Annotated in this window: 32 protein-coding genes and 1 pseudogene; 2 read left to right on the top strand and 31 right to left on the bottom strand. The window is 66.1% G+C overall.

Annotated elements, in window-relative coordinates; genetic code table 11:
- Window positions 1–47: 47 nt before the first annotated feature.
- The 31 genes and pseudogenes from map to AOK17_RS25805 all read right to left on the bottom strand — a co-directional run bounded on the left by map (window position 48) and on the right by AOK17_RS25805 (window position 23,287).
- Window positions 48–884: a type I methionyl aminopeptidase gene (map, locus tag AOK17_RS25655; protein ID WP_055614914.1), complete on the bottom strand. Its 837-nt coding sequence runs from the start codon at window positions 882–884 to the stop codon at window positions 48–50.
- A 101-nt stretch (window positions 885–985) separates the two neighbouring features.
- A complete protein-coding gene (locus AOK17_RS25660; RefSeq protein WP_055614915.1) occupies window positions 986–1,675 on the bottom strand; it encodes an adenylate kinase in 690 nt (229 codons plus the stop codon).
- Window positions 1,675–2,988: a preprotein translocase subunit SecY gene (secY, locus tag AOK17_RS25665; RefSeq protein ID WP_055614916.1), complete on the bottom strand. Its 1,314-nt coding sequence runs from the start codon at window positions 2,986–2,988 to the stop codon at window positions 1,675–1,677. Before secY ends, AOK17_RS25660 begins: the two co-directional genes overlap by 1 nt.
- A 248-nt stretch (window positions 2,989–3,236) precedes the next feature.
- A complete protein-coding gene (gene rplO / locus AOK17_RS25670) occupies window positions 3,237–3,692 on the bottom strand; it encodes a 50S ribosomal protein L15 (RefSeq protein WP_055614917.1) in 456 nt (151 codons plus the stop codon).
- Between the two features lie 2 nt (window positions 3,693–3,694).
- Window positions 3,695–3,877, bottom strand: coding sequence for a 50S ribosomal protein L30 (gene rpmD / locus AOK17_RS25675; protein WP_006376032.1), 183 nt, complete (start codon window positions 3,875–3,877; stop codon window positions 3,695–3,697).
- On the bottom strand, window positions 3,877–4,479 hold the full coding sequence (gene rpsE / locus AOK17_RS25680) for a 30S ribosomal protein S5 (RefSeq protein ID WP_055513610.1): 603 nt from the start codon (window positions 4,477–4,479) through the stop codon (window positions 3,877–3,879). Before rpsE ends, rpmD begins: the two co-directional genes overlap by 1 nt.
- Before the next feature lie 43 nt (window positions 4,480–4,522).
- On the bottom strand, window positions 4,523–4,903 hold the full coding sequence (gene rplR / locus AOK17_RS25685) for a 50S ribosomal protein L18 (protein WP_055614918.1): 381 nt from the start codon (window positions 4,901–4,903) through the stop codon (window positions 4,523–4,525).
- A gap of 3 nt (window positions 4,904–4,906) precedes the next feature.
- A complete protein-coding gene (gene rplF, locus AOK17_RS25690; RefSeq protein ID WP_055614919.1) occupies window positions 4,907–5,446 on the bottom strand; it encodes a 50S ribosomal protein L6 in 540 nt (179 codons plus the stop codon).
- A 21-nt stretch (window positions 5,447–5,467) separates the two neighbouring features.
- The gene (gene rpsH / locus AOK17_RS25695) at window positions 5,468–5,866 is read right to left on the bottom strand and encodes a 30S ribosomal protein S8 (protein ID WP_055614920.1); all 399 of its coding nucleotides are present in this window, start codon (window positions 5,864–5,866) and stop codon (window positions 5,468–5,470) included.
- A gap of 209 nt (window positions 5,867–6,075) precedes the next feature.
- Window positions 6,076–6,261 (bottom strand): type Z 30S ribosomal protein S14, encoded by a 186-nt coding sequence (locus AOK17_RS25700; protein ID WP_003948630.1) that lies wholly within the window; start codon window positions 6,259–6,261, stop codon window positions 6,076–6,078.
- Between the two features lie 5 nt (window positions 6,262–6,266).
- On the bottom strand, window positions 6,267–6,824 hold the full coding sequence (gene rplE / locus AOK17_RS25705; protein WP_055614921.1) for a 50S ribosomal protein L5: 558 nt from the start codon (window positions 6,822–6,824) through the stop codon (window positions 6,267–6,269).
- A complete protein-coding gene (gene rplX, locus AOK17_RS25710; RefSeq protein ID WP_055614922.1) occupies window positions 6,824–7,147 on the bottom strand; it encodes a 50S ribosomal protein L24 in 324 nt (107 codons plus the stop codon). The genes rplE and rplX overlap by 1 nt, the downstream gene beginning before the upstream one ends.
- 2 nt (window positions 7,148–7,149) lie before the next feature.
- The gene (gene rplN / locus AOK17_RS25715; protein WP_003992364.1) at window positions 7,150–7,518 is read right to left on the bottom strand and encodes a 50S ribosomal protein L14; all 369 of its coding nucleotides are present in this window, start codon (window positions 7,516–7,518) and stop codon (window positions 7,150–7,152) included.
- A 141-nt stretch (window positions 7,519–7,659) separates the two neighbouring features.
- A complete protein-coding gene (gene rpsQ, locus AOK17_RS25720) occupies window positions 7,660–7,947 on the bottom strand; it encodes a 30S ribosomal protein S17 (RefSeq protein WP_055614923.1) in 288 nt (95 codons plus the stop codon).
- Window positions 7,947–8,171 (bottom strand): 50S ribosomal protein L29, encoded by a 225-nt coding sequence (rpmC, locus tag AOK17_RS25725; RefSeq protein ID WP_003998824.1) that lies wholly within the window; start codon window positions 8,169–8,171, stop codon window positions 7,947–7,949. Before rpmC ends, rpsQ begins: the two co-directional genes overlap by 1 nt.
- Window positions 8,171–8,590 (bottom strand): 50S ribosomal protein L16, encoded by a 420-nt coding sequence (gene rplP, locus AOK17_RS25730; protein WP_055614924.1) that lies wholly within the window; start codon window positions 8,588–8,590, stop codon window positions 8,171–8,173. Before rplP ends, rpmC begins: the two co-directional genes overlap by 1 nt.
- A gap of 5 nt (window positions 8,591–8,595) precedes the next feature.
- Window positions 8,596–9,447 carry a 30S ribosomal protein S3 gene (gene rpsC, locus AOK17_RS25735; protein WP_055614925.1) on the bottom strand — a complete coding sequence of 284 codons (852 nt, stop codon included), beginning with the start codon at window positions 9,445–9,447 and terminating at the stop codon, window positions 8,596–8,598.
- Window positions 9,447–9,794, bottom strand: a complete 348-nt coding sequence (gene rplV, locus AOK17_RS25740) for a 50S ribosomal protein L22 (protein ID WP_006604878.1) — start codon at window positions 9,792–9,794, stop codon at window positions 9,447–9,449. Before rplV ends, rpsC begins: the two co-directional genes overlap by 1 nt.
- A gap of 42 nt (window positions 9,795–9,836) precedes the next feature.
- Window positions 9,837–10,118 carry a 30S ribosomal protein S19 gene (rpsS, locus tag AOK17_RS25745; protein WP_006376029.1) on the bottom strand — a complete coding sequence of 94 codons (282 nt, stop codon included), beginning with the start codon at window positions 10,116–10,118 and terminating at the stop codon, window positions 9,837–9,839.
- A 12-nt stretch (window positions 10,119–10,130) separates the two neighbouring features.
- Window positions 10,131–10,967: a 50S ribosomal protein L2 gene (gene rplB, locus AOK17_RS25750; protein ID WP_055614926.1), complete on the bottom strand. Its 837-nt coding sequence runs from the start codon at window positions 10,965–10,967 to the stop codon at window positions 10,131–10,133.
- A 39-nt stretch (window positions 10,968–11,006) separates the two neighbouring features.
- A complete protein-coding gene (rplW, locus tag AOK17_RS25755; protein ID WP_055614927.1) occupies window positions 11,007–11,423 on the bottom strand; it encodes a 50S ribosomal protein L23 in 417 nt (138 codons plus the stop codon).
- Complete coding sequence (gene rplD / locus AOK17_RS25760) at window positions 11,423–12,076, bottom strand: 50S ribosomal protein L4 (RefSeq protein WP_055614928.1); 654 nt, start codon at window positions 12,074–12,076, stop codon at window positions 11,423–11,425. Before rplD ends, rplW begins: the two co-directional genes overlap by 1 nt.
- A gap of 7 nt (window positions 12,077–12,083) precedes the next feature.
- Window positions 12,084–12,728, bottom strand: a complete 645-nt coding sequence (gene rplC / locus AOK17_RS25765) for a 50S ribosomal protein L3 (RefSeq protein ID WP_055614929.1) — start codon at window positions 12,726–12,728, stop codon at window positions 12,084–12,086.
- Between the two features lie 17 nt (window positions 12,729–12,745).
- Window positions 12,746–13,054 carry a 30S ribosomal protein S10 gene (rpsJ, locus tag AOK17_RS25770; protein WP_003948644.1) on the bottom strand — a complete coding sequence of 103 codons (309 nt, stop codon included), beginning with the start codon at window positions 13,052–13,054 and terminating at the stop codon, window positions 12,746–12,748.
- Window positions 13,055–13,521: 467 nt separating this feature from the next.
- Window positions 13,522–14,241, bottom strand: coding sequence for a hypothetical protein (locus AOK17_RS25775; protein WP_055614930.1), 720 nt, complete (start codon window positions 14,239–14,241; stop codon window positions 13,522–13,524).
- A 574-nt stretch (window positions 14,242–14,815) separates the two neighbouring features.
- Window positions 14,816–15,844: pseudogene (locus AOK17_RS25780) on the bottom strand (putative T7SS-secreted protein); the annotation flags it as partial.
- A gap of 744 nt (window positions 15,845–16,588) precedes the next feature.
- Window positions 16,589–17,062 carry a hypothetical protein gene (locus AOK17_RS25785; RefSeq protein ID WP_055614932.1) on the bottom strand — a complete coding sequence of 158 codons (474 nt, stop codon included), beginning with the start codon at window positions 17,060–17,062 and terminating at the stop codon, window positions 16,589–16,591.
- Between the two features lie 9 nt (window positions 17,063–17,071).
- Window positions 17,072–17,512: a hypothetical protein gene (locus AOK17_RS25790; protein WP_055614933.1), complete on the bottom strand. Its 441-nt coding sequence runs from the start codon at window positions 17,510–17,512 to the stop codon at window positions 17,072–17,074.
- A 17-nt stretch (window positions 17,513–17,529) separates the two neighbouring features.
- Window positions 17,530–17,868 carry a hypothetical protein gene (locus AOK17_RS25795; protein ID WP_063997289.1) on the bottom strand — a complete coding sequence of 113 codons (339 nt, stop codon included), beginning with the start codon at window positions 17,866–17,868 and terminating at the stop codon, window positions 17,530–17,532.
- The gene (locus tag AOK17_RS53620; protein WP_055614935.1) at window positions 17,865–22,493 is read right to left on the bottom strand and encodes an RHS repeat-associated core domain-containing protein; all 4,629 of its coding nucleotides are present in this window, start codon (window positions 22,491–22,493) and stop codon (window positions 17,865–17,867) included. The genes AOK17_RS25795 and AOK17_RS53620 overlap by 4 nt, the downstream gene beginning before the upstream one ends.
- A 131-nt stretch (window positions 22,494–22,624) precedes the next feature.
- Complete coding sequence (locus AOK17_RS25805; protein WP_157881389.1) at window positions 22,625–23,287, bottom strand: hypothetical protein; 663 nt, start codon at window positions 23,285–23,287, stop codon at window positions 22,625–22,627.
- Window positions 23,288–23,372: 85 nt separating this feature from the next.
- On the opposite strand from AOK17_RS25805, the gene AOK17_RS53790 reads away from it, so the two are divergent.
- Window positions 23,373–23,840, top strand: coding sequence for a hypothetical protein (locus AOK17_RS53790; protein ID WP_342671518.1), 468 nt, complete (start codon window positions 23,373–23,375; stop codon window positions 23,838–23,840).
- Window positions 23,841–23,886: 46 nt separating this feature from the next.
- Window positions 23,887–24,432, top strand: coding sequence for a hypothetical protein (locus AOK17_RS53795; RefSeq protein WP_342671519.1), 546 nt, complete (start codon window positions 23,887–23,889; stop codon window positions 24,430–24,432).
- The last annotated feature ends 373 nt before the right edge of the window (window positions 24,433–24,805 follow it).

The following is a 24,805-nucleotide window of genomic DNA, read 5'->3' on the forward strand; positions in this document are numbered from 1 at the left end:
GGGCCGCAGCCGCGGCACATGCACCAGCCCACCCCTACGGAGCGAACTCAGCCCAGAGGGTCAGGAGCCGCCGTGATCCCATACTCGGCCAGCTTCGCCCTGCCCCCGTCGGGAGCCGTCAGCACGAGCGGACCGGCCTCCGTCAGAGCGACAGAGTGCTCCCAGTGGGAGGACCACGTGCCATCCGTCGTGATGACGGTCCAGTCGTCCGAGAGAACCTCGGTCTTCGGCGTACCCAGCGAAACCATGGGCTCAATGGCGAGGCAGAACCCGGGAACGAGCTTCGGCCCCTTCCCTCGCCGCCGCTCCACGTAGTTCAGCAGATGCGGGTCCATGTGCATCTCGGTGCCGATGCCGTGGCCGCCGTAGTCCTCGACGATCCCGTACTTGCCGCCGCCGGGCTTCGGCTGCCGCCGGATGTACGTCTCGATGGCGCGGGAGACGTCGACGAGCCGGTTCCCCAGCTTCATGGCCGCGATCCCGGCCCACATCGACTCCTCGGTCACCCGGGACAGCTCAATGAGCTCCGGAGCGTGACCGGACCCGACGAAGGCGGTGAAGGCGGCGTCCCCGTGCCAGCCGTCGACGATGGCGCCGGCGTCGATCGAGATGATGTCGCCGTCCTTGAGCACGACGTCGTCGCTCGGGATGCCGTGCACGACGACCTCGTTCGCCGAGGTGCAGATCGTCGCGGGGAAGCCGCCGTATCCCAGGAAGTTCGACTTGGCGCCGTGCTCGGCCAGCACCTTGCGGGCGACCTCGTCGAGGTCCTTCGTCGTGGCCCCGGGTACCGCCGCTTCCCGTGTCGCGCTGTGGACGGCGGCGACGACCAGGCCCGCCTCACGCATCTTGGCGATCTGCTCGGGGGTCTTGATCTGCACCATGAGGGCCCGCGCTCTCCGTCTTCTCTGCCTGCTCGGTTACGTACACAACAGTACGGCCGCGGCGCCCCACAAGGGCACCGCGGCCGAACCAGCCAGGACGACTACTTGTCGTCGCCGCCCTCGCTGTCGTTCTTGCCCTCGGACTGGCTCTTGAGGGCGTCCATCGCGCGCTTGGTGACGTCGTCCACCTTGCCGAGCGCCGAGATCGTCACGACCAGGCCCTGGGCCCGGTAGTAGTCGATGATCGGCTCGGTCTGCGTGTGGTAGACCTCCAGGCGCTTGCGGACGGTCTCCTCGGTGTCGTCGTCCCGCTGGTACAGCTCGCCGCCACAGGCGTCGCAGACGTCCGTCTTCTTCGGCGGGCTGTACGTCACGTGGAAGACATGACTCGAATCCCTGCGGCAGATGCGGCGGCCGGCGATGCGCTTGACCACCTCGTCCTCGGGGACCTCCAGGTCGAGCACCGCGTCCAGCTCCACAGCGTCGCCCTTGAGCGCCTGGTCGAGCGCCTCGGCCTGCGAGACGTTCCGCGGGAAGCCGTCGAGCAGGAAGCCGTTGGCGGCGTCCGGCTGCTCCATGCGGTCCCTGGCCATGGCGATCGTGACCTCGTCCGGCACAAGGTTGCCCTCGTCCATGTACGACTTCGCCAGTTTGCCGAGTTCGGTCTGCTGGCTGATGTTCGCACGGAAGAGGTCGCCCGTGGAGATGTGCGGAATCGACAGGTTCCGGGCAAGGAACGCGGCCTGCGTTCCCTTGCCCGCACCGGGCGGCCCGACGAGGACGATACGCATCAGCGGAGGAACCCTTCGTAATTGCGCTGCTGGAGCTGGCTCTCGATCTGCTTCACCGTCTCCAGACCCACACCCACGATGATCAGGATGCTGGTACCACCGAACGGGAAGTTCTGGTTTGCCCCGAAACCAACCAACGCCATCGTCGGTACGAGAGCGATCAGACCCAAGTACAGCGAACCTGGCCAGGTGATCCGGTTGAGTACGTATCCCAGGTACTCAGCGGTCGGCCGGCCAGCCCGGATGCCCGGGATGAAGCCACCATACTTCTTCATGTTGTCCGCGACTTCCTCGGGGTTGAACGAGATAGCCACGTAGAAGAAGGCGAAGAACACGATCAGCAAGAAGTACGTGCTGATGTAAATCGGGTGGTCACCCTTGGTGAGGTTCTGTTCGATCCAGGTCTTCCAGCCGGACGTCCCACCTGCGAACTGAGCGATCAGCGCCGGGATGTAGAGCAGCGACGAGGCAAAGATCACAGGGATGATGCCGGCCTGGTTGACCTTCAGCGGGATGTACGTGGACGTGCCGCCGTAGGACCGGCGGCCGATCATGCGCTTCGCGTACTGGACGGGAATGCGGCGCTGAGCCTGCTCCACGAAGACGACCAGACCGACCATGACGAGACCGACCGCGATCACGGTGCCGAACTCGATCCAGCCGTCCGCGAGGTTGCCCTGCTGCTTGATGGCCCACAGCGCGGACGGGAAGGTCGCGGCGATCGAGATGAACATCAGGATCGACATGCCGTTGCCGATGCCGCGGTCGGTGATGAGCTCACCGAGCCACATGACGACGGCCGTACCGGCGGTCATCGTGATGACCATCGTGATCGTGACGAAGATCGACTGGTCGGGCACGATCTGTTGTGCGACCGGGCAGCTGGTGAACAGTGCACCACTGCGGGCGGTGGCCACCAGGCCGGTGCCCTGCAGGATGGCCAGGGCCACCGTCAGATAACGGGTGTACTGCGTGATCTTCGCCGTACCGGCCTGGCCCTCTTTCTTGAGGGCCTCCAGACGCGGGATCACCACGGTCAACAGCTGCAGAATGATGCTCGCCGTGATGTACGGCATGATGCCCAGCGCGAAGATCGTGATCTGCAGCAGGGCGCCACCGCTGAACATGTTGACCAGACCGAACAGGCCCGTGTTCTGGCTCGCGTCGTCGATACAGATCTGGACGTTCTTGTAGTCGACACCGGGGATCGGGATGTGCGTGCCAACCCGATAGACCACGATGATGCCGAGCGTGAAGAGCAGCTTCTTGCGCAGGTCGGGCGTCTTGAACGCCCGGGCGAACGCGGTGAGCACGGTGCCTCCTGCGACCCCCGCGCAAGTGCGTCAGAGGTGACGGTCTTGAGGTTCGACGAATAAGTAACGGACAGCTGACTAACAGTTAAGAACCGCCCTGAGTTCCCAGAGGTCACACCGGGCGGAAATTAGCAGTGCAGGCCACCTTACCGGCGACACGGCTCCCCTAGGAACGACCAACCGGGGATGCCCCTTTTGTGGGGCACCCCCGGTCGGGATCGCTCAAGTCATCGAGACGCCTGGTGATTTCAGACGAGCTCGGTGACGGTACCGCCGGCGGCGGTGATCTTCTCCTTGGCGGAGCCGGAGACGGCGTCAACCGAAACCTGCAGCGCCACGGTGATCTCGCCCTGGCCGAGGACCTTGACGAGGCTGTTCTTGCGAACGGCACCCTTGGCGACGAGCCCCTCGACGGTGACCTCGCCACCCTCCGGGTACAGCGCGCCCAGCTTGTCGAGGTTCACGACCTGGAACTCGGTCTTGAACGGGTTCCGGAAGCCCTTGAGCTTCGGGAGACGCATGTGGAGGGGCATCTGGCCACCCTCGAAGCGCTCCGGAACCTGGTAACGGGCCTTGGTGCCCTTGGTACCACGTCCAGCCGTCTTACCCTTCGACGCCTCACCACGACCCACACGGGTCTTGGCGGTCTTGGCGCCCGGGGCGGGACGGAGGTTGTGGATCTTGAGCGGGTTGTTCTCCGCCATGATCAGTCGACCTCCTCAACCGTCACGAGGTGGCGGACGGTGTGAACCATTCCGCGGAACTCGGGGCGGTCCTCCTTGACGACCACGGTGTTGATCCCCTTGAGACCAAGGGACCGCAGGGTGTCACGGTGGTTCTGCTTGCTACCGATGTACGACTTCGTCTGCGTGACCTTGAGGCGAGCCATTACGCACCCGCTCCCGCACGCGCACGAAGCAGAGCCGCGGGGGCGACGTCCTCGAGGGGCAGACCGCGGCGGGCCGCGATCTCCTCGGGACGCTGCAGGCCCTTGAGGGCCGCCACGGTCGCGTGCACGATGTTGATCGCGTTGGACGAGCCGAGCGACTTCGACAGGATGTCGTGGACGCCGGCGCACTCGAGGACAGCACGCACCGGGCCACCGGCGATAACGCCGGTACCGGGGGAAGCAGGCTTGAGCAGGACGACGCCCGCGGCCTTCTCGCCCGTGATCGGGTGCGGGATGGTGCCCTGGATACGGGGGACCTTGAAGAAGTGCTTCTTGGCCTCCTCAACACCCTTGGCGATGGCGGCCGGCACCTCCTTGGCCTTGCCGTAGCCGACACCGACGGTGCCATCGCCATCGCCCACTACGACGAGCGCAGTGAAGCTGAAGCGACGACCACCCTTCACAACCTTGGCGACGCGGTTGATCGCGACAACGCGCTCAACGTACGCGGTCTTCTCGGCAGCAGCGCCGCCGTCACGGCCCTTCCGGTCCCGCCGCTCGCCGCCACCGGCACCGCTTCCGCGGCGCTGGGGTCCAGCCATTGGAATTACCTCTCTCTGTTTCCGCTAGCTACGGAACCAGGACTCAGAACTTGAGTCCGGCCTCGCGGGCGGCGTCCGCCAGGGCAGCGATGCGCCCGGCGTACTGGTTGCCACCACGGTCGAATACGACAGCCTCGACACCGGCGGCCTTGGCACGCTCGGCGACAAGTGCGCCGACCTTGCCGGCCTGAGCCGACTTCTCGCCCTCGCCACGGATCGACGCGTCCAGGGTCGACGCCGACGCCAGGGTGTGACCCTTGATGTCGTCGATGACCTGGGCCACGATGTGGCGGTTCGAGCGCGTCACGACCAGGCGAGGACGCTCAGCCGTTCCGTTGACCTTCTTACGGATCCGGATGTGGCGCCGCTTGATGGCAGCACGCTTGTAAGCGTCGCCCTTAGCGATCTTCGTACCGTATGCCATGGCTTACTTACCCGCCTTTCCGACCTTGCGGCGGATGACTTCGCCCTCGTACTTGACACCCTTGGCCTTGTACGGGTCGGGCTTGCGCAGCTTGCGGATGTTGGCCGCAACCTCGCCGACCTTCTGCTTGTCGATGCCCTCGACCGAGAAACGGGTGGGGGCTTCCACCTTGAAGGTGATGCCCTCGGGGGCCTCGACCAGGATCGGGTGGCTGTAGCCGAGCGAGAACTCCAGGTTGGAACCCTTCGCCAGGACTCGGTAACCGACACCGCTGATTTCGAGCTTCTTCACGTAACCCGTGGTCACGCCGGTGATCATGTTCGCCACCAGCGTGCGGGACAGGCCGTGCAGGGCCTTGTTCTGACGCTCGTCGTTCGGGCGGGTGACATTGAGAATGCCGTCCTCGCCCTTAGCGATCTCGATCGGCGCCGCGACGGTGTGGGAGAGAGCGCCCTTGGGGCCCTTCACCGAAACCGTACGGCCGTCGATGGTGACGTCCACGCCGGCGGGAACCGTGATGGGGAGCTTGCCAATACGCGACATAGCTTCTTCCGTTCCCTTCCGCTACCAGACGTAGGCGAGAACTTCTCCGCCTACGCCCTTCTTGCCGGCCTGCTTGTCGGTGAGGAGACCGTGCGACGTGGAGATGATCGCCACGCCGAGGCCACCGAGCACCTTGGGCAGGGAGGTGGACTTCGCGTACACACGCAGACCCGGCTTCGAGATCCGCTTGATGCCCGCGATGGAGCGCTCACGGTTCGGGCCGAACTTCAGCTCGAGGACGAGCTTCTTGCCGACCTCGGCGTCCTCGACCTTCCAGCCGGTGATGAAGCCCTCCTGCTGGAGGATCTCCGCGATGTGAGACTTGATCTTGCTGTGCGGCATCGCGACATCGTCGTGGTACGCCGAGTTCGCGTTACGCAGACGAGTAAGCATGTCTGCGATGGGATCAGTCATGGTCATGAATTGGCCTTCGGCCTCTCTCGCCGGGGTTTCCAGTGCGCCATCCCTCTCCCCACTCAGTGGCGGGACGGGTGCGGTGCGGGGACCTACGGCGTAGTAAGTCGTACGGGCGTCAGAGCGCCCAACCCTCCTAGCCTAAGCCATGAAGGGGTGGGCGCCTGACATCACCCATTACTTACCGAGAGCTTCCGGAATCCCGAAGTACGGGACTACCAGGAGCTCTTGGTCACGCCCGGCAGCTCGCCACGGTGAGCCATCTCACGAAGGCACACGCGGCAGAGGCCGAACTTGCGGTACACGGAGTGCGGACGGCCGCAGCGCTGGCAGCGCGTGTAGCCACGTACGCCGAACTTGGGCTTACGAGCAGCCTTGGCAATCAGAGCCTTCTTCGCCATCTCGCTTACGCCTCCTTGAAGGGGAAGCCGAGGTGACGGAGAAGGGCACGGCCTTCGGCGTCGTTGGTCGCCGTGGTGACCACGGTGATGTCCATACCCCGGACGCGGTCGATCTTGTCCTGGTCGATCTCGTGGAACATGACCTGCTCCGTGAGACCGAAGGTGTAGTTGCCACGGCCGTCGAACTGCTTGGGGGACAGACCACGGAAGTCGCGGATGCGCGGCAGCGCGAGCGACAGGGTGCGGTCCAGGAACTCCCACATGCGGTCGCCACGAAGCGTGACGTGGGCACCGATCGGCTGGCCCTCACGCAGCTTGAACTGCGCGATGGACTTACGGGCCTTGGTGACGGCCGGCTTCTGGCCGGTGATCGTGGTGAGGTCGCGAATCGCGCCGTCCATCAACTTGGAGTCGCGGGCGGCGTCGCCCACACCCATGTTGACCACGATCTTGACGAGGCCCGGGGTCTGCATGACGTTCTCGTAGGAGAACTCTTCCTGCAGCTTGCCCGCGATCTCCTCGCGGTACTTCGTCTTGAGACGCGGAGTCGTGGTGGTAGCCATCAGATGTCCTCACCCGTCCGCTTGGCAACGCGAACCTTGTTGCCCTCGTCGTCGAAGCGGTAACCGACACGCGTGACGACCTTGTTGCCGTCCTTCTCAACGACCAGCTGGACGTTGGAGACGTGGACGGGCGCCTCGGTCGTGACGATGCCGCCGGCCTGCGAACCGCGAGCGGTCGGGCCGGCCTTGGTGTGCTTCTTGACCCGGTTGACACCCTCGACCAGGACGCGGTCCTCGCGGGGGTAGGCCGCGATGACCTTGCCCTGCTTGCCCTTGTCCTTACCGGTGATGACCTGTACCAGGTCGCCCTTCTTGATCTTCATGCTTACAGCACCTCCGGCGCGAGCGAGATGATCTTCATGAACTTCTTCTCGCGCAGCTCCCGGCCCACCGGGCCGAAGATGCGGGTGCCGCGAGGGTCGCCGTCGTTCTTCAGAATGACGGCGGCGTTCTCGTCGAAGCGGATGTACGAGCCGTCGGGACGGCGGCGCTCCTTGACGGTGCGAACGATGACCGCCTTGATGACGTCACCCTTCTTCACGTTGCCGCCGGGGATCGCGTCCTTGACGGTGGCGACGATCACGTCACCGATGCCCGCGTAGCGGCGACCGGAGCCACCGAGCACACGGATGCAAAGGATTTCCTTCGCACCAGTGTTGTCGGCGACACGCAGTCGCGACTCCTGCTGGATCACGTCTATCTCCTGTTTGTCTGCCGGTTCCCGGCAGGGGCCTTGTCCTGTACGGGATTCGGACCCCTGCCGAGCCTGGCGGAACTGTCCTGCGGGGGGTGCCCCGCAGGAGAATCCTGGAACTGTCGTATTCCCCTAAGGGGACTACTTGGCCTTCTCGAGGATCTCGACGATGCGCCAGCGCTTCGTCGCGGACAGCGGACGGGTCTCCATGATGACAACCCGGTCGCCGACGCCCGCAGCGTTCTGCTCGTCGTGCGCCTTGAGCTTGTTCGTACGGCGGATGACCTTGCCGTACAGCGCGTGCTTGACGCGGTCCTCGACGGCGACGACGACGGTCTTGTCCATCTTGTCGCTGACGACCAGACCCTCACGGGTCTTGCGGAAACCGCGGCTCGTGTTGGTCTCTTCAGTCACGTTGCTCTCGCTCATCAGGCGCTCTCCACCGTCTCGATGCCCAGCTCGCGCTCACGCATCAGGGTGTAGATCCGCGCGATGTCCTTGCGGACGGCCTTCAGCCGACCGTGGTTCTCGAGCTGACCGGTCGCCGCCTGGAAGCGGAGGTTGAACAGCTCTTCCTTGGCTTCGCGGAGCTTCGCGAGAAGCTCCTCGTCACCCAGTTCGCGCAGCTCGGACGCCTTGGTACCGGCCGACATCACGCTTCACCTGCCTCGCGCTTGACGATCCGGCACTTCATCGGCAGCTTGTGGGCTGCGCGAGTCAGGGCCTCACGGGCGATCTTCTCGTTGGGGTAGGACAGCTCGAACATGACCCGGCCCGGGTGCACGTTCGCGACCCACCACTCGGGGGAACCCTTACCGGAACCCATGCGGGTCTCGGCGGGCTTCTTGGTCAGCGGGCGGTCCGGGTAGATGTTGATCCAGACCTTGCCGCCACGCTTGATGTGACGGGTCATCGCGATACGAGCCGCCTCGATCTGGCGGTTCGTCACGTACGCCGGCGTGAGGGCCTGAATGCCGTACTCGCCGAACGAAACCTCCGTACCACCCTTGGCCTGACCACGGCGCTTGGGGTGGTGCTGCTTGCGGTGCTTGACCCTACGGGGGATCAGCATTTCGGTCAGGCCTCCGTTCCGGTGCTCTCAGCCGGAGCGGCAGCGGCGGCGGGAGCGTCGGCCTTGGGGGCCTCGGCAGCCGGCGCGGACTGCTGCTGCGGCTTGCGGCCGCGGCCGCCACGCTCGCCACCGCGGCCACCGCCACGGGCCGGGCGGTCGCCGCCCGGGCCGCCACCGCGGGCCGGGCGGTTACCCGCGCGGGCAGCGGCGTTCTCGGCGCGGACCTCGGCGATGTTCTTGACGTCGCCCTTGTAGATCCAGACCTTCACACCGATGCGGCCGAAGGTCGTCTTGGCCTCGAAGAAGCCGTAGTCGACGTTCGCGCGGAGCGTGTGCAGGGGCACACGGCCCTCGCGGTAGAACTCCGAGCGGGACATCTCGGCGCCGCCGAGACGGCCACCACACTGGATCTTGATGCCCTTGGCGCCGGCCTTCATCGTGCCCTGCATGCTCTTGCGCATGGCACGACGGAAGGAGACGCGGGAGGACAGCTGCTCGGCGACGGCCTGGGCCACCAGCTGAGCGTCCGTCTCCGGGCTCTTGACCTCAAGGATGTTCAGCTGGACCTGCTTGCCGGTCAGCTTCTCGAGGTCGCCGCGGATGCGGTCGGCCTCGGCGCCACGACGGCCGATGACGATGCCCGGGCGCGCGGTGTGGATGTCCACACGGACGCGGTCACGGGTGCGCTCGATCTCAACCTTCGAGATGCCGGCGCGCTCCATGCCGGACGTCATCATCCGACGGATGGCGACGTCTTCCTTGACGTAGTCCTTGTACAGCTTGTCGGCGTACCAACGGGACTTGAAGTCCGTGGTGATGCCGAGCCGGAACCCATGCGGGTTAACCTTCTGGCCCATTACCGGGTTCCTTCCTTGCTGCTGACGACCACGGTGATGTGGCTGGTCCGCTTGCGGATCCGGTAGGCACGGCCCTGGGCACGCGGACGGAACCGCTTCAGGGTCGGGCCCTCGTCGACGTAGGCCTCGGAGATGACAAGGCTGCCGGCGTCGGTGTGGTCGTAGTTGTGTGCGGCGTTGGCAATGGCGCTGTCAAGCACCTTGCCGACCGGCACGCTCGCGGCCTGCGGGGCGAAACGCAGGACCGCCTGAGCCTCCGTGGCATCCATGCCACGGATAAGGTCCACCACGCGGCGGGCCTTCATGGGCGTGACGCGGATGTACCGCGCCTGGGCCCTGGCTTCCATGGTTGTCCTTCCAGTGTCTGTCATGGTCGATTCCACCCCGCGTTAGCGGCGCTTCGACTTCCGGTCGTCCTTGACGTGACCCCGGAAGGTGCGCGTCGGCGAGAACTCGCCGAGCTTGTGGCCGACCATCGACTCGGTGACAAACACCGGAATGTGGGTCTTGCCGTTGTGCACCGCGATCGTGTGGCCGAGCATGGCCGGGATGATCATCGAGCGACGGGACCAGGTCTTGATGACGTTCTTGGAACCGGCTTCGTTCTGTACGTCCACCTTCTTGATGAGGTGGTCGTCGACGAAGGGCCCCTTCTTGAGACTGCGCGGCATCTAAACCCGCTCCTAGCGCTTCTTGTTCGTCTTGCGGCGGCGGACGATGTACTTGTTCGAAGCCTTCTTCGGCGAACGAGTACGACCCTCCTTCTGACCCCACGGCGAGACCGGGTGACGTCCACCGGAGGTCTTGCCTTCACCACCACCGTGCGGGTGGTCAACCGGGTTCATCGCCACACCGCGAACGGTCGGGCGGACGCCCAGCCAGCGCTTGCGGCCGGCCTTGCCCCAGTTGATGTTCGACTGCTCGGCGTTGCCGACCTCGCCGACGGTGGCGCGGCAGCGCACGTCGACCAGGCGGATCTCTCCGGACGGCATGCGCAGGTGGGCCATCTGGCCCTCCTTCGCGAGCAGCTGCACGGAGGCACCGGCGGAGCGGGCGAACTTGGCACCGCCACCGGGACGGAGCTCGATCGCGTGGATCGTGGTACCGACCGGGATGTTGCGGAGGGCCAGGTTGTTGCCCGGCTTGATGTCGGCCCCGGGACCGTTCTCGACGCGGTCGCCCTGCGACAGGTTGCGGGGGGCGAGGATGTAGCGCTTCTCGCCGTCCGCGTAGTGCAGCAGCGCGATGCGCGCGGTGCGGTTGGGGTCGTATTCGATGTGCGCGACCTTCGCCGGCACGCCGTCCTTGTCATGGCGACGGAAGTCGATGACACGGTAGGCGCGCTTGTGTCCACCACCCTGGTGGCGAACGGTCACACGACCGGAATTGTTACGGCCGCCCTTGCTGTGCAGCGGGCGAACCAGCGACTTCTCCGGCGTGGACCGCGTGACCTCGACGAAGTCGGCGACGCTGGAGCCACGACGGCCCGGCGTAGTCGGCTTGTACTTGCGGATTCCCATTTCTCAGTCCTCGTCCGATATTCGGACCAGGGCGCTCCGTTAGGAGGCCTGGCCGAAGATGTCGATACGGTCGCCCTCAGCGAGGGTCACGATCGCGCGCTTGCTGTCCGCACGCTTGCCGAAGCCGGTGCGGGTGCGCTTGCGCTTGCCCTGACGGTTGATCGTGTTGACCCCGGTGACCTTGACCGAGAAGACCGCCTGGACGGCCTGCTTGATCTGGGTCTTGTTGGCCCGCGGGTCCACGACGAAGGTGTACTTGCCCTCGTCGAGAAGCGCGTAGCTCTTCTCCGAGACGACCGGCTTGAGGAGGACGTCACGGGGATCCGTGAAGCTCTTGCTCAGCGGGGTCTCGACGGTGTTCTTGCCCTCGGTGGCGTGGCGCTTCGCCTTGGCGACGCGCGCGGCCTTGGCGGCCTTGGCCGCCTTGGGCGCAATGCTCGGGTGACGCGTAGCCATCAGGCTTCGCTCCCTTCGGTGTCAGCGGCCTTGGGGCCAGACACGAAGGACTCGAACGCGGACTGGGTGAAGACCACGTCGTCCGAGACGAGAACGTCGTACGTGTTCAGCTGGCCCGGCTCCAGGATGTGCACCTGGGGCAGGTTGCGGGCGGAGAGCAGGCCCTGCTCGTCCTCGCGGGAGATGACCAGGAGCACGTTCTTGCGCTCGCTGATCTTGCCCAGCAGGGACTTCGCGGCCTTCGTGGAGATCTCGCCGTCGACCACGCCGGTGACGACGTGGATACGAGCGTTGCGGGCCCGGTCGGTGAGGGCGTGGCGCAGGGCCGCGGCCTTCATCTTCTTCGGGGTCCGCTGCGAGTAGTCACGCGGCACGGGACCGTGCACGACGCCACCACCGGCGAACTGGGGCGCGCGGGTCGAGCCCTGACGGGCGCGGCCGGTGCCCTTCTGGCGGTACGGCTTCTTGCCGCCACCGCGAACCTCGCCACGGGTCTTGGTCTTGTGCGTGCCCTGGCGGGCAGCGGCCAGCTGGGCGACGACGACCTGGTGGATCAGCGGAATGCTGATCTTCTCGACGTCGAAGATCTCCGCGGGGAGCTCGACCGTCCCGGTCTTGTCGCCTGCCGGCGAAAGGATGTCAACAGTGCTCATCGTTACCTCAGGCCCCCTTGGCCGCAGTGCGGACCAGGACGAGGCCGCCGTTCGGACCGGGAACCGCGCCCTTGATGAGCAGCAGACCCTTCTCCGCGTCAACGGCGTGGACGGTCAGGTTCTGGGTGGTGACCCGCTCGTTGCCCATGCGACCCGCCATGCGGAGGCCCTTGAACACACGGCCCGGGGTGGCACAGCCACCGATGGAGCCGGGAGAGCGGTGCTTGCGCTGGGTGCCGTGACCGGCGCCGAGGCCCTTGAAGTTGTGACGCTTCATGACACCGGCGAAGCCCTTGCCCTTGCTCTTGCCGGTCACGTCCACCTTCACGCCGGCCTCGAAGACCTCCGCGGAGATCTCCTGACCCAGCGTGTACTCGGAGGCGTCCGCGGTGCGGATCTCGACGAGGTGGCGGCGGGGGGTGACGTCGGCCTTGGCGAAGTGACCCTTGAGGGGCTTGTTCACCTTGCGCGGGTCGATCTCGCCGAAGGCGATCTGGACCGCTTCGTAGCCGTCGGAGTCATTCGTACGGACCTGGGTGACGACGTTGGGGGAGGCCTTGACGACCGTCACGGGAACAACACGGTTGTTCTCGTCCCACACCTGCGTCATGCCGAGCTTCTCGCCCAGGATGCCCTTGATCTGCTTAGCCATTCTCAGATCACCGGCCCCTAGAGCTTGATCTCGATGTCGACACCGGCCGGGAGGTCGAGTCGCATCAGGGAGTCAACGGTCTTGGGCGTCGGGTCGAGAATGTCGATCAGGCGCTTGTGCGTGCGCATCTCGAAGTGCTCGCGCGAGTCCTTGTACTTGTGCGGCGACTTGATGACGCAGTACACGTTCTTCTCAGTGGGCAGCGGCACCGGGCCCGCGACAGACGCACCAGTTCGCGTCACCGTCTCGACGATCTTCTTCGCCGAGCTGTCGATGACCTCGTGGTCGTAGGCCTTGAGCCGGATGCGGATCTTCTGTCCCGCCATGGCTACTCAGTAGTCCTTAGTCTCGTTTAACGCTCTGGAACCCGGGGGTTCGCGTCCCTTGCCTCCGACCCACGCGGTCGGGCGTGTCGCGCTCCTGCTGACAGAGATGTCCACGAGTGGATTTTCCCTGCCGAGGGACGCGGCTGAGCCCAAAAGACAACCGCTGGACCGGGGGCTGAACACCCACCGGGCGCCTGGTCTGCACCCCGCTGACACTTCCCGGAAGATTCCCGTACGTCCGCTCCAGCGCTGCCTTACGGCAGTTGGGGCGACGAGTACTGTGGGACTCGCTTCCGGTCCTCCCGGCGGGAGGCGCGCAGCATCGGCACTCAACCGAGCAACCCCGACAGTCTGCCATACGGGGCATACGGCTGGCCAATCGAGCCGGAGAGAATACCCCCAGGGTGACGCAGGTCAAACACAGGCTCGCAGGGGCGGGCCTGCCCCGGCCCGCGTCGTCCGCCTTCTCAGCTCCGGGGCTCGTCGCGTTCGAGTGCGTCGAAGTCGATCGGCCGATAGCCCGGGGCGTAGCCGCGCAGGAACGCGGTCGCCTCCGTCGGCAGGGGCGGGGTCGCGATCACCGCGTACTCCAGTACGCGCTTCGGGGCGAAGTACTTCCAGAACTCGTACTCCGGCTCCCCCGCCGCGAGACCCGGATACCGGTCCGTGACACCGAGGCTGTCCAGGAGTTCGGTAAGCGTGGCATCGGCGAGATTCACCATCGGCTCGCCCGGGAGCACGATCCGCTCCACACCGGGGTCGAGACGAGGCTGCTTCCCTTGTGCGATGTCCTCCAACTGGGGCCGGTCCAGTACGTACCAGGGCCCGGCATACTCCTGTACGAACCAGCTGTCCCGGGTGTCACTGCGATGGATGGCGCATTCGTCGCCCCGGAAGATCTGCTCGACGTAGCCGAGACCGGGCTGGATCAGGGTCTGGGTCTCGCCGGCCGCCTGATACGTGATCTCCCTTCCGTGTCCTGTCGCGATCTGCGCGAACTCGGCGGCGAACTCCGACCGGGCGGGCGAGGCACGCAGGCAGGAGAAGTGGAGCGACCCGACCACGAACGCGTGGTCCTCCTGCCAGGTCGCCCGCATGAGGCGGTACGAAGGAACGCTGCTGGCCCACCCGGGGATGTGCAGGACGAATTCCCCGCAGAAGACACACGAAGCGTGTTCATTACTCATTACAGCTTTCCCTTTCCGCGGCGCGGTTCATGCCAGGTGTGCCCATCGGTCATCCCATTCGCACGGGAACGATGAACCCCAACGGATTCACCGGACCACCCTCAGGATATGTCCCCTGCGGCAGCTCACGGATTCCCGCACCGTCGAAGAATCTCAGGTTCCCGTCCCTGCTGACGACCACTTCCATATGATCCGACGCTTTGTATTCCAGGTCCCGCGACATGCTGTTGGGAATCCCTCGCGCCTCTTCTATTCGGTTGGGCGGTCCGGGAATTCGGTCTTCGGGGTGCGTATGGGCGATGAAATCGTAGTCCTGCCCCCTGAGGTCCCGTGGAATGGAACTCGTCCGCTCCGTCCCCCGGAAGAGACGCAGATCTCCCGCCGGATTCTGGATGATGGCGTGCTCGACCCCGTGGAAGCTCTGGAGTTCGGAGAGGTGGGAAACATTCACCTCTCCGGGCCGGATGGGTATGTGCCCGTTCTCCAGCGCCCGGGTGAGCTGCCTGGCCTTCGGGGACAGTGCCCGGTAAGGGATCTGGCCACCCGGCATGCGGGCTGCGCCCTTGAAGACGCCGCTCATGCCGCGAACGCCCTCGGCCATGCCCTTGAGCCCGACCTTGAGCCCGTTCATGGTCCGGAGGCCCTTGAGCCCCTTGGCGAGTCCGCCGAGGGTGGTGAGGCCCTTCATGCCCGGGATGCAGTCCAGCGCCGCGAAGGCCACATCCCACAGGGACGCCTGCCCCTTCATGTATTTGTTGAGGGTGTCGGCCAGGACGACGAGAGCGGCGATGAGCACGATGGCGCCGAGAATGGGCCCACCGATAATGAGGGCGATGATCCCGAGGACGGCGACGACGACCTTGCACACGGCGACGATGGTGTCCCAGTTGTCGACGAACCAGTCCCCGACCTCCTCGTACCACTTACGGTTCTGGATCCCCGCGTCGGACGCCTCGTCCAGCTTGCGCTTCGCCTCGCCGGCCGCGTCCTCGCGCATCTTGCGCGCGTCCGCCGCCATCTTCTTCGCGGCGTCGAGGGCGTTGGAGGCGGAGGTCACATCCGACTGGGCGGACATCTGCGCGGACTCGGCGCTCTGCGCGTCCCGGGTGGCGGCACGGACCTTGGACTCGTCCGGCTTCGGGACATCCTTGCCCGTGTCCTTGTCCTCCTTGTACTTGTCCGCCTCCTTGTTCGCCCGGGTCACCCACGAGTCGGCCGACGAGAGACGGGACTTGGCGGAGGAGAGATCGGATTGAGCCTCGCGCCCGCTGGCGAGGGCCTTGTCGGCCAGCGCCTGCGCGCGTTCGAGCTGCGGCCAGTACGCGGCCAGCGCGTCCCCCGCCAGGTCGTACGACTTCTTCAGCTTCTTCAGGTTCTTCGGAACGCTGGAGAACTCGTCCCGGAACACATCGGCGGTCTTACCGACCATCGACAGGACGGCGTCCTCGTCCGCCATCCCCTTCACCAGCCGCAGAGCATCCTGCACATCGTCCGCGAAGTCATGCAGGCTCTTGGCCAGCGACTTCACCCGGACCGGATCCCCCGGCGTCGGATCCTTCTCCAGATCGAGGACATGCCAGTCCGTCGGCCGATATCCCGCCACGCCTCAACCCCCGTCACAACTGCCCCGTACGAAACCGTACGCAGCAGCGAATTTACTAGGCGTCGGCGTCCCTCGCATGCAAGATCAGTTCGGATCCCGAGGTCGGGCCTGCCAGTCGAGTCGCTGTTCAGGGACTCCGACGGGACGTCCGTGACTCTGAGCCTCGCGACGGCCTTCGCCTGACCCCGTGAGTAGCGGAGACCTTCTCCGCGAAGACCACGAAGGTGTCTGTCGCGGTGTGGAAGTCGGTGTACCAGCCGCCCGTCGGGGCGAGGCAGGTGGCCAACTCGGCTGCCGGCCGCGGGGCTTCGGACTCCGCGGCGGTGAAGTAGAGCAGTGTCCCGTACCGCGGCTGGTCAACTCCGGTACTGGTCATCTCGACCGTGTCAGTTCGGTGATCCGCAGCGGGACTCCGGTCAACTGGGCCCCGACCCGCGGACTCTCGGCGATCAGCACTCCGTCAAGCGTCCCTGCCGTCCTTGTCGTGGCCGCAGTGAACGCGAACGCCCCACCGGCCGGCGTACTCGTCCCGAGCAACCCACCGCACGTCCGCACGTTCTACGGAGCACGCACTCCCATCAGGACGCTCTCGGCCGCGTCATCACCTGTCGACACGTGCCGCCACATCTCTGCGGCGTCAGCCAGTCCCGGGGGCTCGCGCACCGGCCTGCGGTTCCACCACTCCGCTCCTCTCCTGCAACTCCGGCGCGGCCCTGAACACGCCCTCCGGCGGACGCCCCTCGCTCAGGAGCGGCGTCGACGCAGGGCCTTCCAGGCGTCCTCAGCCGCGTACGTGATGGTCAGCCGCCAGGCCTCCAGTTTGTCCAGCACCTTCGACACGAGCTTCCACCACTTGAGCCACAGCGGCAGCTGCCGGAACGGCACGTAGTCGAGGGTGTCGTCGATGGCGTTCTCGGCGATGCTCATGCGCCCGGGCCCTTCCGCCCGCAGCGCGGCGTACAGCTCCGGCGTCAACTCGCCGTTGAGCCGCGCCGCAACGCCGGCCGCAGTGAACGCGAACCCGCGCTGACCAAGGTCCGGCAACCGCATCGCCCTGACGATCCGCGGTGACGCCTCCTCCAGCGAGCACTGGAATGCCAACCCGATCACCGCTGTACCGAGATGCGGTTCGCCGCGCTCGAACGCGGCGTCCCACTCATCGGGGTCATCGAGCCCCAGCAGACCCTCGCCGCTGCCCCAATCCCACTCGGACACCATGACCGGCCCTCAGAATTCGTCCGAAAACGGGTCGGAATTCTCTCCCCAGTGGAATCGATAGCCGTCACTTCCACTGTCGAAAACAGCGAGGAGGCCGCGATCGGGAAGGTCGAATTCCTTGCGCACCCAGCCATCCATCGCCAGTGCCGCCACTTCGGACCGGAAATGGGCGAGCGGGAAGGTGAGCGCGGCGACCTCGATGAGCAGACCGTCGGGGTGCGCGGAGGACAGGTCGGAGGAGTGAACCGAGAGCCCGAAGGAGAGCCATGCGGCGTCACGCCAGTTGATGCCGCGGGGAGGCGCCAGCCATACCTTGCGGTAGATCTGCAGCCGGAACCCTTCACCCGCACCAGCACCAGCACCAGCACCAGGGGCGCGGTGCTCCGCCGTCAGGTCTGCGGCCAGGCCGCCCAGAGGGCCCTGGAGGCGATACCTGAAAGTGGTACTCATCTGTTTCAGCCCTAGCCCTACTCGTCCTTGAGGGTCCAGAAGGGGGACTCTCTGGGTGGCGGTGGGCGAACCTCCCACTCCGAGAGGTCACCGTCCACATCCGGATCACCTGAGGGAAGCGGTTGCGCGTCACGTGTCGCCTTGAAGTAGAGATGGTAGGCCCAGAATTCCGGGAACTCATGACACATAAGGTCCTGGTTCATACCGGAGATCTCCTCGTCGGCATACCTCTCGTTAATCCTCGCCACGGCCTCAGCTCTCGAGATTCCGAAATGTTCAACCAGCACGTCCACCATTTCTCGAAAATAGTCGAGCATCTCGCCATCGAGTCGAGTCAGGAACTCTTCGGTTCTCATGATGCCGGCCCAAACCTCTGATGGAATGAATTATTGAAGAGTTCTGCCGCCCGGTCCGAATAGATCGCTACCTGGTGGCCTGAGAACACGGGGTCGGCTTTGCCCCTTACAAAACTTCCGGGATTTCTCAGCATGGGCCCCTCCACGAGCTCATAGTTATGCATTGCGCCCCCGCTGCGGTGGTGCTTCATGAAGGAAGCGAGTTCATCACTCGGACCATCGAATATCTTGCCGTTCAACTTGTCCATTTCACTCTTCGGAACTCTGAAGTGCAGTACGGCAGGGACATCACCCTTGTCATCGGCCAGCCTCTTGGCCCAGGTGAGCGCCTGCCGGGGATCATTCGTCACATAGAAACCTCCCCTGCCGAAGTCCATCTTGCGATTGCTGACCGCGAGATTGATTCCGTCATTGACAATGCTGTCCGCGGCACCCCCGAAAGTTCCATGGTAGAGATCCACCATGCACGGGGCCTTGAGCCCCAGGGGGTCCATCCACTGCAGGGGATTCTTCACATAAGCGTAGTGATTCGGCGCGGGTGTGCGCCCCAGCGGATCGGGGCTCAAATAGCGTGCCGTGCCGGGCTCGTAGTAGCGGTGATGGTTGTAGTGCAGCCCGGTTTCCGCGTCGAAGTACTGGCCGGGGAAACGCAGCGGGCAGTCGGCGCGGTCACCACCGGCCGTTCCTGCCGGTCCTGCCGGAACACCCCACAACGTCGACGACCGCGTCCAGACGACGTCTCCGTCCTCGTCGACCAGTTCCGTCGGCGTTCCGATGAGGTCGGTGACGATCGCGTAGAAGCGCTCGTCGATCTCTTCCTGCGGCGAATCCGGCCCCACCGGTCCGCGACCGCGGACCCGTTGGCCGACCGGTGTCGTTCCGCTGCCCCAGTCCCACGACGTACTGACGACGCCGTCCGTCTGCTCCGCGAGCCGGTCACCGTCCCAGAAGAAGGTGATCTGCTCGACAACGGTCGTGCCGTCGTCCCCGAGCAGTTGCTTCGCCACACGCCGGCCGAGCGGATCGTAGACGTAGTGCCAGTGGCCGCCGTCCGGCGTGTGGACGTCCGTGAGCTGATCCTCGGCGTTCCACACATAGCGCCACTCACGCCTGCCGCCGGACAGTAGCTTCGTGACCCGCCGGACCACCCGGCCCTGACCGTCGTGCCGGTAGAACGTACGGCCCGCCCGGTCGATGAGGGTGCCCGAATACGTCCGGTCCCCAGGGCCCGTCTCGGTGTCGTCCACCGGCGCGGACGTACCGAAGGCGACGAGATTGCCGAGGCCGTCGTACCGATACGTCTCGTCCCGGCCGGCGCCGCCCCGCGCGGCGGTCACCCGCCCCGCCCGATCCAGCTCGAAGGACCGCTCGCCCTGGCGGAGGTCGGACATCCCGACAAGGCCGCCGTCGACACTGTGCTGGTAGGTACGCCGTACCACTTCGCCCGAGCCCGACGAGCGCACCTGCTGCGTCGTCCGCAGACGGTCCACGTCCCAGTCATGGGTCAGACGTGCCGCATCGCCGAGTGCCCGCTCGATCTCGCGTCCCACGACGTCGTACTGGAAGGTGACGTCGTGCCGCCCCAACTGCTGCACCAGCGAACGCCGTTCGGGCGCGTACGTCCAGCGCGTGACCGCGCCGCTCGGCGTCCTCCGAAGGGTGCGGCGCCCTGTGGTGTCGTACTCGGTGCGGACCTCGTGTCCGTTCCACCGCTCCGCCAGGACCCGCCCCGCCGCATCGTGCTCGACACCGAGTTCGACATCGGTGTTCCGCGCCCGGACAAGCCTGCCGAGCGGGTCGTAGGCATACGTCGTTGTCGCGCCGTCGGCGTCCATGGTCACGACGTTGCCGAGCGAGTCATGGCTGAACGCCGTGACCTGTCCCGCTCCGTTGACACGCTCGACCAGTCGGCCCACCGCGTCGTAGCGGTAGGTCAGTCCGCGGCCGTTGAAGTCCGTCTCGGACGTCAACCGGCCCACTGGGTCGTACTCGTAGCTCCAGACCTGCCCGGCTCCGTTGGTGACGCTCCTCAGCCGAAGTTCGGTGTCGTACTCGAACCGCTCCAGCGTCCCGTCCTCGTTCTCGCGCACGGAGCAGAGGTCGAAGTGGGTGTTCTGGTACGCGGTGTGGCGGCCGGTCGACGACGAGTACTCCAGGGGATTGCCCTCGGCGTCGTACGACCAGCGCTCGGTGGTCCCGTTCGGAAGCTCACGCCAGGAGATCTGGCCCTCCACCGTCCAGCCGACCCGGGTGATTCCCCCGAGGGGATCGGTGAGTTCGTTGATCCGGCCGAAGGCGTCCCGGACGAAGGAACTGCTCGCACCCAACGCGTCCGTCATGCCGACGACCAGGCCGGCGGCGTCGTTGACGACGGTCTGCTGATGGTGGCCGAGCGCGTCCATGACGCCGGTGAGGCCGCCGCGCTCGTCGAACGTAAAGGAGGTGGTGGCACCGAGCGGGTCGACGACGGCCACGCGGTTGCCGCGCTCGTCGTAGACCGACTCCCATGAACTGCCGTCCGGTTGCGTCACCTTGGTGACCAGATCGAGTTCGTTGTACTCGGTGGTGATGACACCCGCGTCGGGGCGGACGACTTCCGTGACATTGCCCGCCACGTCATGGCGGTAGCGCGTGGTGTGCCCGAGCGGGTCGGTGAGGGCGACCAGTCGGCCGCGATCGTCCCAGGTGCGCGACGTGGTGTGGCCGAGCGGATCGGTCTCGCTGACAGGCCGGTACGCCTCGTCGAAGCTGTACGCCAGGGAATGCCCGAGGGAGTCGGTCGCGACGGTGGTGCGCGTTTCGTCGTCGTACGCGTAGGAGTAGGCGAGGACTCCGTCCGCACCACCCGAGCGAACACACCGGTCGACGTCGTCGTACGCGTAGCGGTACCAGTCGCCTTGCCTGCTCTGCCAGCCCGTGATCCGCTGCCGGTCGTCGTAGCTGTAGCGCTGGGGCACCGAGGAGGAGTCGCTGACACCGGTGAGGCGGCCCTGCTCGTCGTACTCGTAGGCCATGAGGCGCGGCCGGCCGGGAGCGCTGAGCAAGGTGAGGGCGGTGATGCGGTTCGAAGCCGTGGTGATTCCGAGCCGGTAGCCGGAGTGGTGAATCAGCTCTTCCGGGGAACCGTCGGGGGCGTACCGGACATCGATGGTGTTGCCGTTGCGGTCTTCGATTCCGGCCAGCAGCAGTTCGCCCGCCCCGCCGCTCGGTATTCGCTTGAACCGCAGCGTCGTGCCGTTGTCCGGCCGCCACACCGTGATCTCGCCGTCGGGGGTGCCGTCCCAGCTCAATGGCCAGCTGGGGCCGACGATCGGCTGCGCCGGCTCGGCGGCTTCAGGAACGGCGTAGTACAGCACGGTGCCGTCGTCCGCGATGAACCGGATGCCCTCGTCGTCGGCCAGGAGCCGCTGGTCCAGGGTCGATGTCCAGCCGGCTCCGAACCAGCGCCCGGCCTTCACGCCGGTGCGGTGGCTGCGTTCGACGACAAGGGGCAGGACGCCGGGCAACGAGACGTCCGGTATCGACATCACCATCTGGCCGGTGGCCATGTCGATCGGATCACCGCAGGTGAAGAGGTTCTTCATCTGGCGTCCAAGACCCTGCACACGCGGACCGAGGCCCTTGAGGCCCATGGCCATGCCCTTGAGGCCCACCTTGCCCAGGGATTTCAAACCCTTGGCGAGTCCACCCAGGCTGGTCAGGCCCTTCATGCCCGGGATGCAGTCCAGCGCGGCGAAGGCCACATCCAACAGGGACGCTTGGCCCTTCATATATTTGTTGAGGGTGTCGGCCAGGACGACAAGCGCTGCGATGAGGACGATCGCGCCGAGGATCGGCCCACCGATGATCATCGCGATGATGCCGAGGACGGCGACAACGACCTTGCAGACCGCGACGATGGTGTCCCAGTTGTCGGTGAACCAGTCGCCGACCTCCTCGTACCACTTGCGGTTCTGAATACCGGCGTCCGACGCCTCGTCGAGTTTCCGCTTGGCGTCGCCGGCGGCGTCCTCGCGCATCTTGCGCGCGTCGGCCGCCATCTTCTTCGCCGCGTCGAGGGCGTTGGAAGCGGAGGTCACATCCGACTGGGCGGACGTCTGCGCGGACTCGGCGCTCTGCGCATCCCTCGTCGCAGCACGGACCTTGGACTCGTCCGGCTTCGGGACATCCTTGCCCGCGTCCTTGTCCTCCTTGTACTTGTCCGCCTCCTTGTTCGCCCGGGTCACCCATGAATCGGCCGACGACAGACGGGACTTGGCCGAAGACAGATCCGCCTGAGCCTCCCGCCCCTGGGCCAGCGCCTTGTCCGCCAACGCCTGCGCCCGCTCCAACTGCGGCCAGTACGCCGCCAGCGCGTCCCCGGCAAGGTCGTACGACTTCTTCAGCTTCTTGAGATTCTTCGGAACCCCGGAGAACTCGTCCCGGAACACATCGGCGGTCTTGCCCACCATCGTCAGGACGGCATCCTCGTCCGCCATCCCCTTCACCAGCCGCAGAGCGTCCTGCACGTCATCGGCGAAGTCGTGCAGGCTCTTCGCCAAGGACTTGACCCGTACCGGATCCCCCGGCGTCGGATCCTTCTCAAGATCCAGCACATGCCAGTCCGTCGGCCGATAGCCCGCCACGCCGCAACCCCCGTCACGCCAATACCAAAGACATCCGTGTGCACACGTGAACTTACCGGGAACACCGGTGCGATCAAGCTGCCGCCCGAAACTCCGAGCCGGACAGGAGTGAGCCGGCACTCCACCCGGTCTCAGGCAGACGCGAGAACCTTCTCCAGCTCAAAGTCGTACGCGCGGAACGCGGCCCGGCCCCACTGCGGGGCGGGGGAATCCGGGCGGAGGAGGTCCGGCAGTTGGGCGACTCTCCACATCCGGAAGGCCGTTTCAGGGGAGTTGCGGCCCGAGGAGTCCACCAGTTCGGAGGCGATGCCGAGGATCTCGGCGATGTGGGCCGCTCCGGCCCGTTCCTCCACCTCGGCGCAGATGGCCGCAGTGATCAAATCCTGGAGGAATCGCGTCAGTTGGAGGTCCGCGCCCATCCGGCACATGCGCCGCACCACACGCGGTTCGGCAAGCTCTTCGAGAGGCTCCGGAACGCCCGTGAGGCCCGCCGACCACAGCAACAGGAACTCCGGCGTCACCTCGTGCTCGCGCAAATACCCCAGCTCGTCCGCGATCGCCATGCCCGGGGCGCCGAACCGGCAGACCTCCTGAATGCCGTCCATCAGACGCCCCAGTTCCTGTCGTCTGCCCGCCAGGAAGCCATCCACCGAGACGTCGGCGAGCTTCCAGGTACCGGTGAAATTCACGGCACCGATCTCCACGACGCCCCCGAGCGACGCGAACACCGAACGCGCGAGCGACTCCTCAGGTACGGGCGTACTCTCGGCCCCTGCTTCGCATTGCTTGGACACCCCCACAGTCTCGTGCAGGTCATCTGTCGAGGCCCAGCCGATACGGGACATCCGCGACGGCCCGTCCAACCCATAACCTCTCCCCATGCCCCGCACCACCCCACCCCGGCCCGCCGATGTCCTAGCCCTCTTCCCGGAGTTGGCGCCCCTGGCACGTACCGCCGTCCGGCTGCACCCCCGCTCCGGTAGTCCCACCGCCGCGGACAGTTCGATCGGCGGCCCCCTGCTGTGGCCGGCCGATGAGCCATGGCCCACCTGCCCGGATCACGACGCCCCCCGGCACCACGGCGTCGCCCCCGACGACGTACGGCTGGGGCGACGCATCCTCGCCGAGGCCTGGGCCCGGCCGCGCGCCGAGGGCGCCGACCTCCTCACACCGGAGGAACGCGTGATCGTCGACCGTGCCTCGATCTCCGGCAGGACGCGGATACCCCAGGACGGTCCGGTCCCCATGATCCCCGTGGTCCAGCTGTACGCCTCGGACGTCCCCGCGCTGCCCGGCCCGGCCGGTACCGACCTGCTCCAGGTGCTGTGGTGCCCTCGACCACGGTGAGGACTACCTCCCCGCGGTCGAGCTGTACTGGCGGGCGTCCTCCGACGTGACCGACCCCTTGACTGCCGCCCCACAGCCGTCGGTGATCGGCAGCGACAACTACCTCCCCGAACCCTGCGTCCTCCACCCGGAGACGGTCACCGAGTACCCGGCCCCGCACGAGCTGCCCGAGGACCTCGCGGAACGCATCGAGGCCTGGGAGGAGGGCCAGGGCTCGAACGACCCCAACGACCCGGACGACCTGGACGACCTGGACGACCTGGACGACGTCACCGTCGTGGACTATCAGTACGACCTCAGCGTCGCCCCCGGCTGCAAACTCGGCGGCCACGCGCCCTGGAGCTTCAGCGATCCGTTCCCCATGGCCTGCCCCGAGTGCGGCTCGGACGTACGCCCGCTGCTCACCATCGACGGCACCGAATGGGACGGCGGCAGCGGAAGCTGGCGCCCGACCGAGGACGCCGACTACACGGGCCTGCACTTCCTCGGCCCGGCCTGCGCCACCCGCCTGAACATCGGCCGCAGCTACAACCTGCAGCTGTACGTGTGCACGGCCTCGCCCGACCATCCGCACGTGCAGAACATGCAGTAGTACCGCAGCCCCCAAGCGCACCCCGCCGCTCCCACCGGCCCCCGGAGCCTCCCGTCCCGGTGAGCGGCCGGCCGGTACCGCACGACATCAAAGCTCTTAAAAAACTTCGGGAGAGAACCTCACCAAACCCAACCCGACCCTCCGCATCAGGACCAGTAGGCACCTCATCGGCACCTCGTCAGCACCGCGAGGCCACATCGCCCACAAGGGTGACAATCGCCAACTCAGCTGGATTTCCGTCCGGTTGGCGGGCATATGCTCGCCCCGCGACAACCGAGACACCCAGCAAGCCACCCAGCAAGACAACTTCAGAACATGCGACGGCCCCCGTCCGGGACTGCAATCCCGATCGAGGGCCTGACCACCGAGGAAG

This window comes from Streptomyces phaeochromogenes, from assembly GCF_001418655.1.
Classification (GTDB): domain Bacteria; phylum Actinomycetota; class Actinomycetes; order Streptomycetales; family Streptomycetaceae; genus Streptomyces; species Streptomyces phaeochromogenes.

Excerpts from the sequence above, each read along its gene's own strand:
- rpsC (WP_055614925.1), bottom strand. The coding sequence starts at position 9,447 with ATGGGCCAGAAGGTTAACCCGCATGGGTTCCGGCTCGGCATCACCACG.
- rplR (WP_055614918.1), bottom strand. The coding sequence starts at position 4,903 with ATGGCATACGGTACGAAGATCGCTAAGGGCGACGCTTACAAGCGTGCT.
- rplV (WP_006604878.1), bottom strand. The coding sequence starts at position 9,794 with ATGGAAGCCAGGGCCCAGGCGCGGTACATCCGCGTCACGCCCATGAAG.
- AOK17_RS25785 (WP_055614932.1), bottom strand. The coding sequence starts at position 17,062 with ATGGTGTCCGAGTGGGATTGGGGCAGCGGCGAGGGTCTGCTGGGGCTC.
- AOK17_RS25795 (WP_063997289.1), bottom strand. The coding sequence starts at position 17,868 with ATGAGAACCGAAGAGTTCCTGACTCGACTCGATGGCGAGATGCTCGAC.
- rpsJ (WP_003948644.1), bottom strand. The coding sequence starts at position 13,054 with ATGGCGGGACAGAAGATCCGCATCCGGCTCAAGGCCTACGACCACGAG.
- rpsH (WP_055614920.1), bottom strand. The coding sequence starts at position 5,866 with ATGACCATGACTGATCCCATCGCAGACATGCTTACTCGTCTGCGTAAC.
- rpsS (WP_006376029.1), bottom strand. The coding sequence starts at position 10,118 with ATGCCGCGCAGTCTCAAGAAGGGGCCCTTCGTCGACGACCACCTCATC.
- AOK17_RS25790 (WP_055614933.1), bottom strand. The coding sequence starts at position 17,512 with ATGAGTACCACTTTCAGGTATCGCCTCCAGGGCCCTCTGGGCGGCCTG.
- AOK17_RS25775 (WP_055614930.1), bottom strand. The coding sequence starts at position 14,241 with ATGAGTAATGAACACGCTTCGTGTGTCTTCTGCGGGGAATTCGTCCTG.
- rpmC (WP_003998824.1), bottom strand. The coding sequence starts at position 8,171 with ATGTCGGCCGGTACCAAGGCGTCCGAGCTGCGCGAACTGGGTGACGAG.
- rplD (WP_055614928.1), bottom strand. The coding sequence starts at position 12,076 with ATGAGCACTGTTGACATCCTTTCGCCGGCAGGCGACAAGACCGGGACG.
- AOK17_RS25700 (WP_003948630.1), bottom strand. The coding sequence starts at position 6,261 with ATGGCGAAGAAGGCTCTGATTGCCAAGGCTGCTCGTAAGCCCAAGTTC.
- rplW (WP_055614927.1), bottom strand. The coding sequence starts at position 11,423 with ATGGCTACGCGTCACCCGAGCATTGCGCCCAAGGCGGCCAAGGCCGCC.
- AOK17_RS25660 (WP_055614915.1), bottom strand. The coding sequence starts at position 1,675 with ATGCGTATCGTCCTCGTCGGGCCGCCCGGTGCGGGCAAGGGAACGCAG.
- rplE (WP_055614921.1), bottom strand. The coding sequence starts at position 6,824 with ATGGCTACCACCACGACTCCGCGTCTCAAGACGAAGTACCGCGAGGAG.
- rpmD (WP_006376032.1), bottom strand. The coding sequence starts at position 3,877 with ATGGCTCGCCTCAAGGTCACGCAGACGAAGTCGTACATCGGTAGCAAG.
- rplC (WP_055614929.1), bottom strand. The coding sequence starts at position 12,728 with ATGGCTAAGCAGATCAAGGGCATCCTGGGCGAGAAGCTCGGCATGACG.
- rplO (WP_055614917.1), bottom strand. The coding sequence starts at position 3,692 with ATGGCGGAGAACAACCCGCTCAAGATCCACAACCTCCGTCCCGCCCCG.
- rplF (WP_055614919.1), bottom strand. The coding sequence starts at position 5,446 with ATGTCGCGTATTGGCAAGCTCCCCATCACGGTTCCCGCCGGCGTGGAC.
- rplX (WP_055614922.1), bottom strand. The coding sequence starts at position 7,147 with ATGAAGATCAAGAAGGGCGACCTGGTACAGGTCATCACCGGTAAGGAC.
- rpsE (WP_055513610.1), bottom strand. The coding sequence starts at position 4,479 with ATGGCTGGACCCCAGCGCCGCGGAAGCGGTGCCGGTGGCGGCGAGCGG.
- AOK17_RS53790 (WP_342671518.1), top strand. The coding sequence starts at position 23,373 with ATGCCCCGCACCACCCCACCCCGGCCCGCCGATGTCCTAGCCCTCTTC.
- rplB (WP_055614926.1), bottom strand. The coding sequence starts at position 10,967 with ATGGGAATCCGCAAGTACAAGCCGACTACGCCGGGCCGTCGTGGCTCC.
- rplP (WP_055614924.1), bottom strand. The coding sequence starts at position 8,590 with ATGCTGATCCCCCGTAGGGTCAAGCACCGCAAGCAGCACCACCCCAAG.
- rpsQ (WP_055614923.1), bottom strand. The coding sequence starts at position 7,947 with ATGAGCGAGAGCAACGTGACTGAAGAGACCAACACGAGCCGCGGTTTC.
- map (WP_055614914.1), bottom strand. The coding sequence starts at position 884 with ATGGTGCAGATCAAGACCCCCGAGCAGATCGCCAAGATGCGTGAGGCG.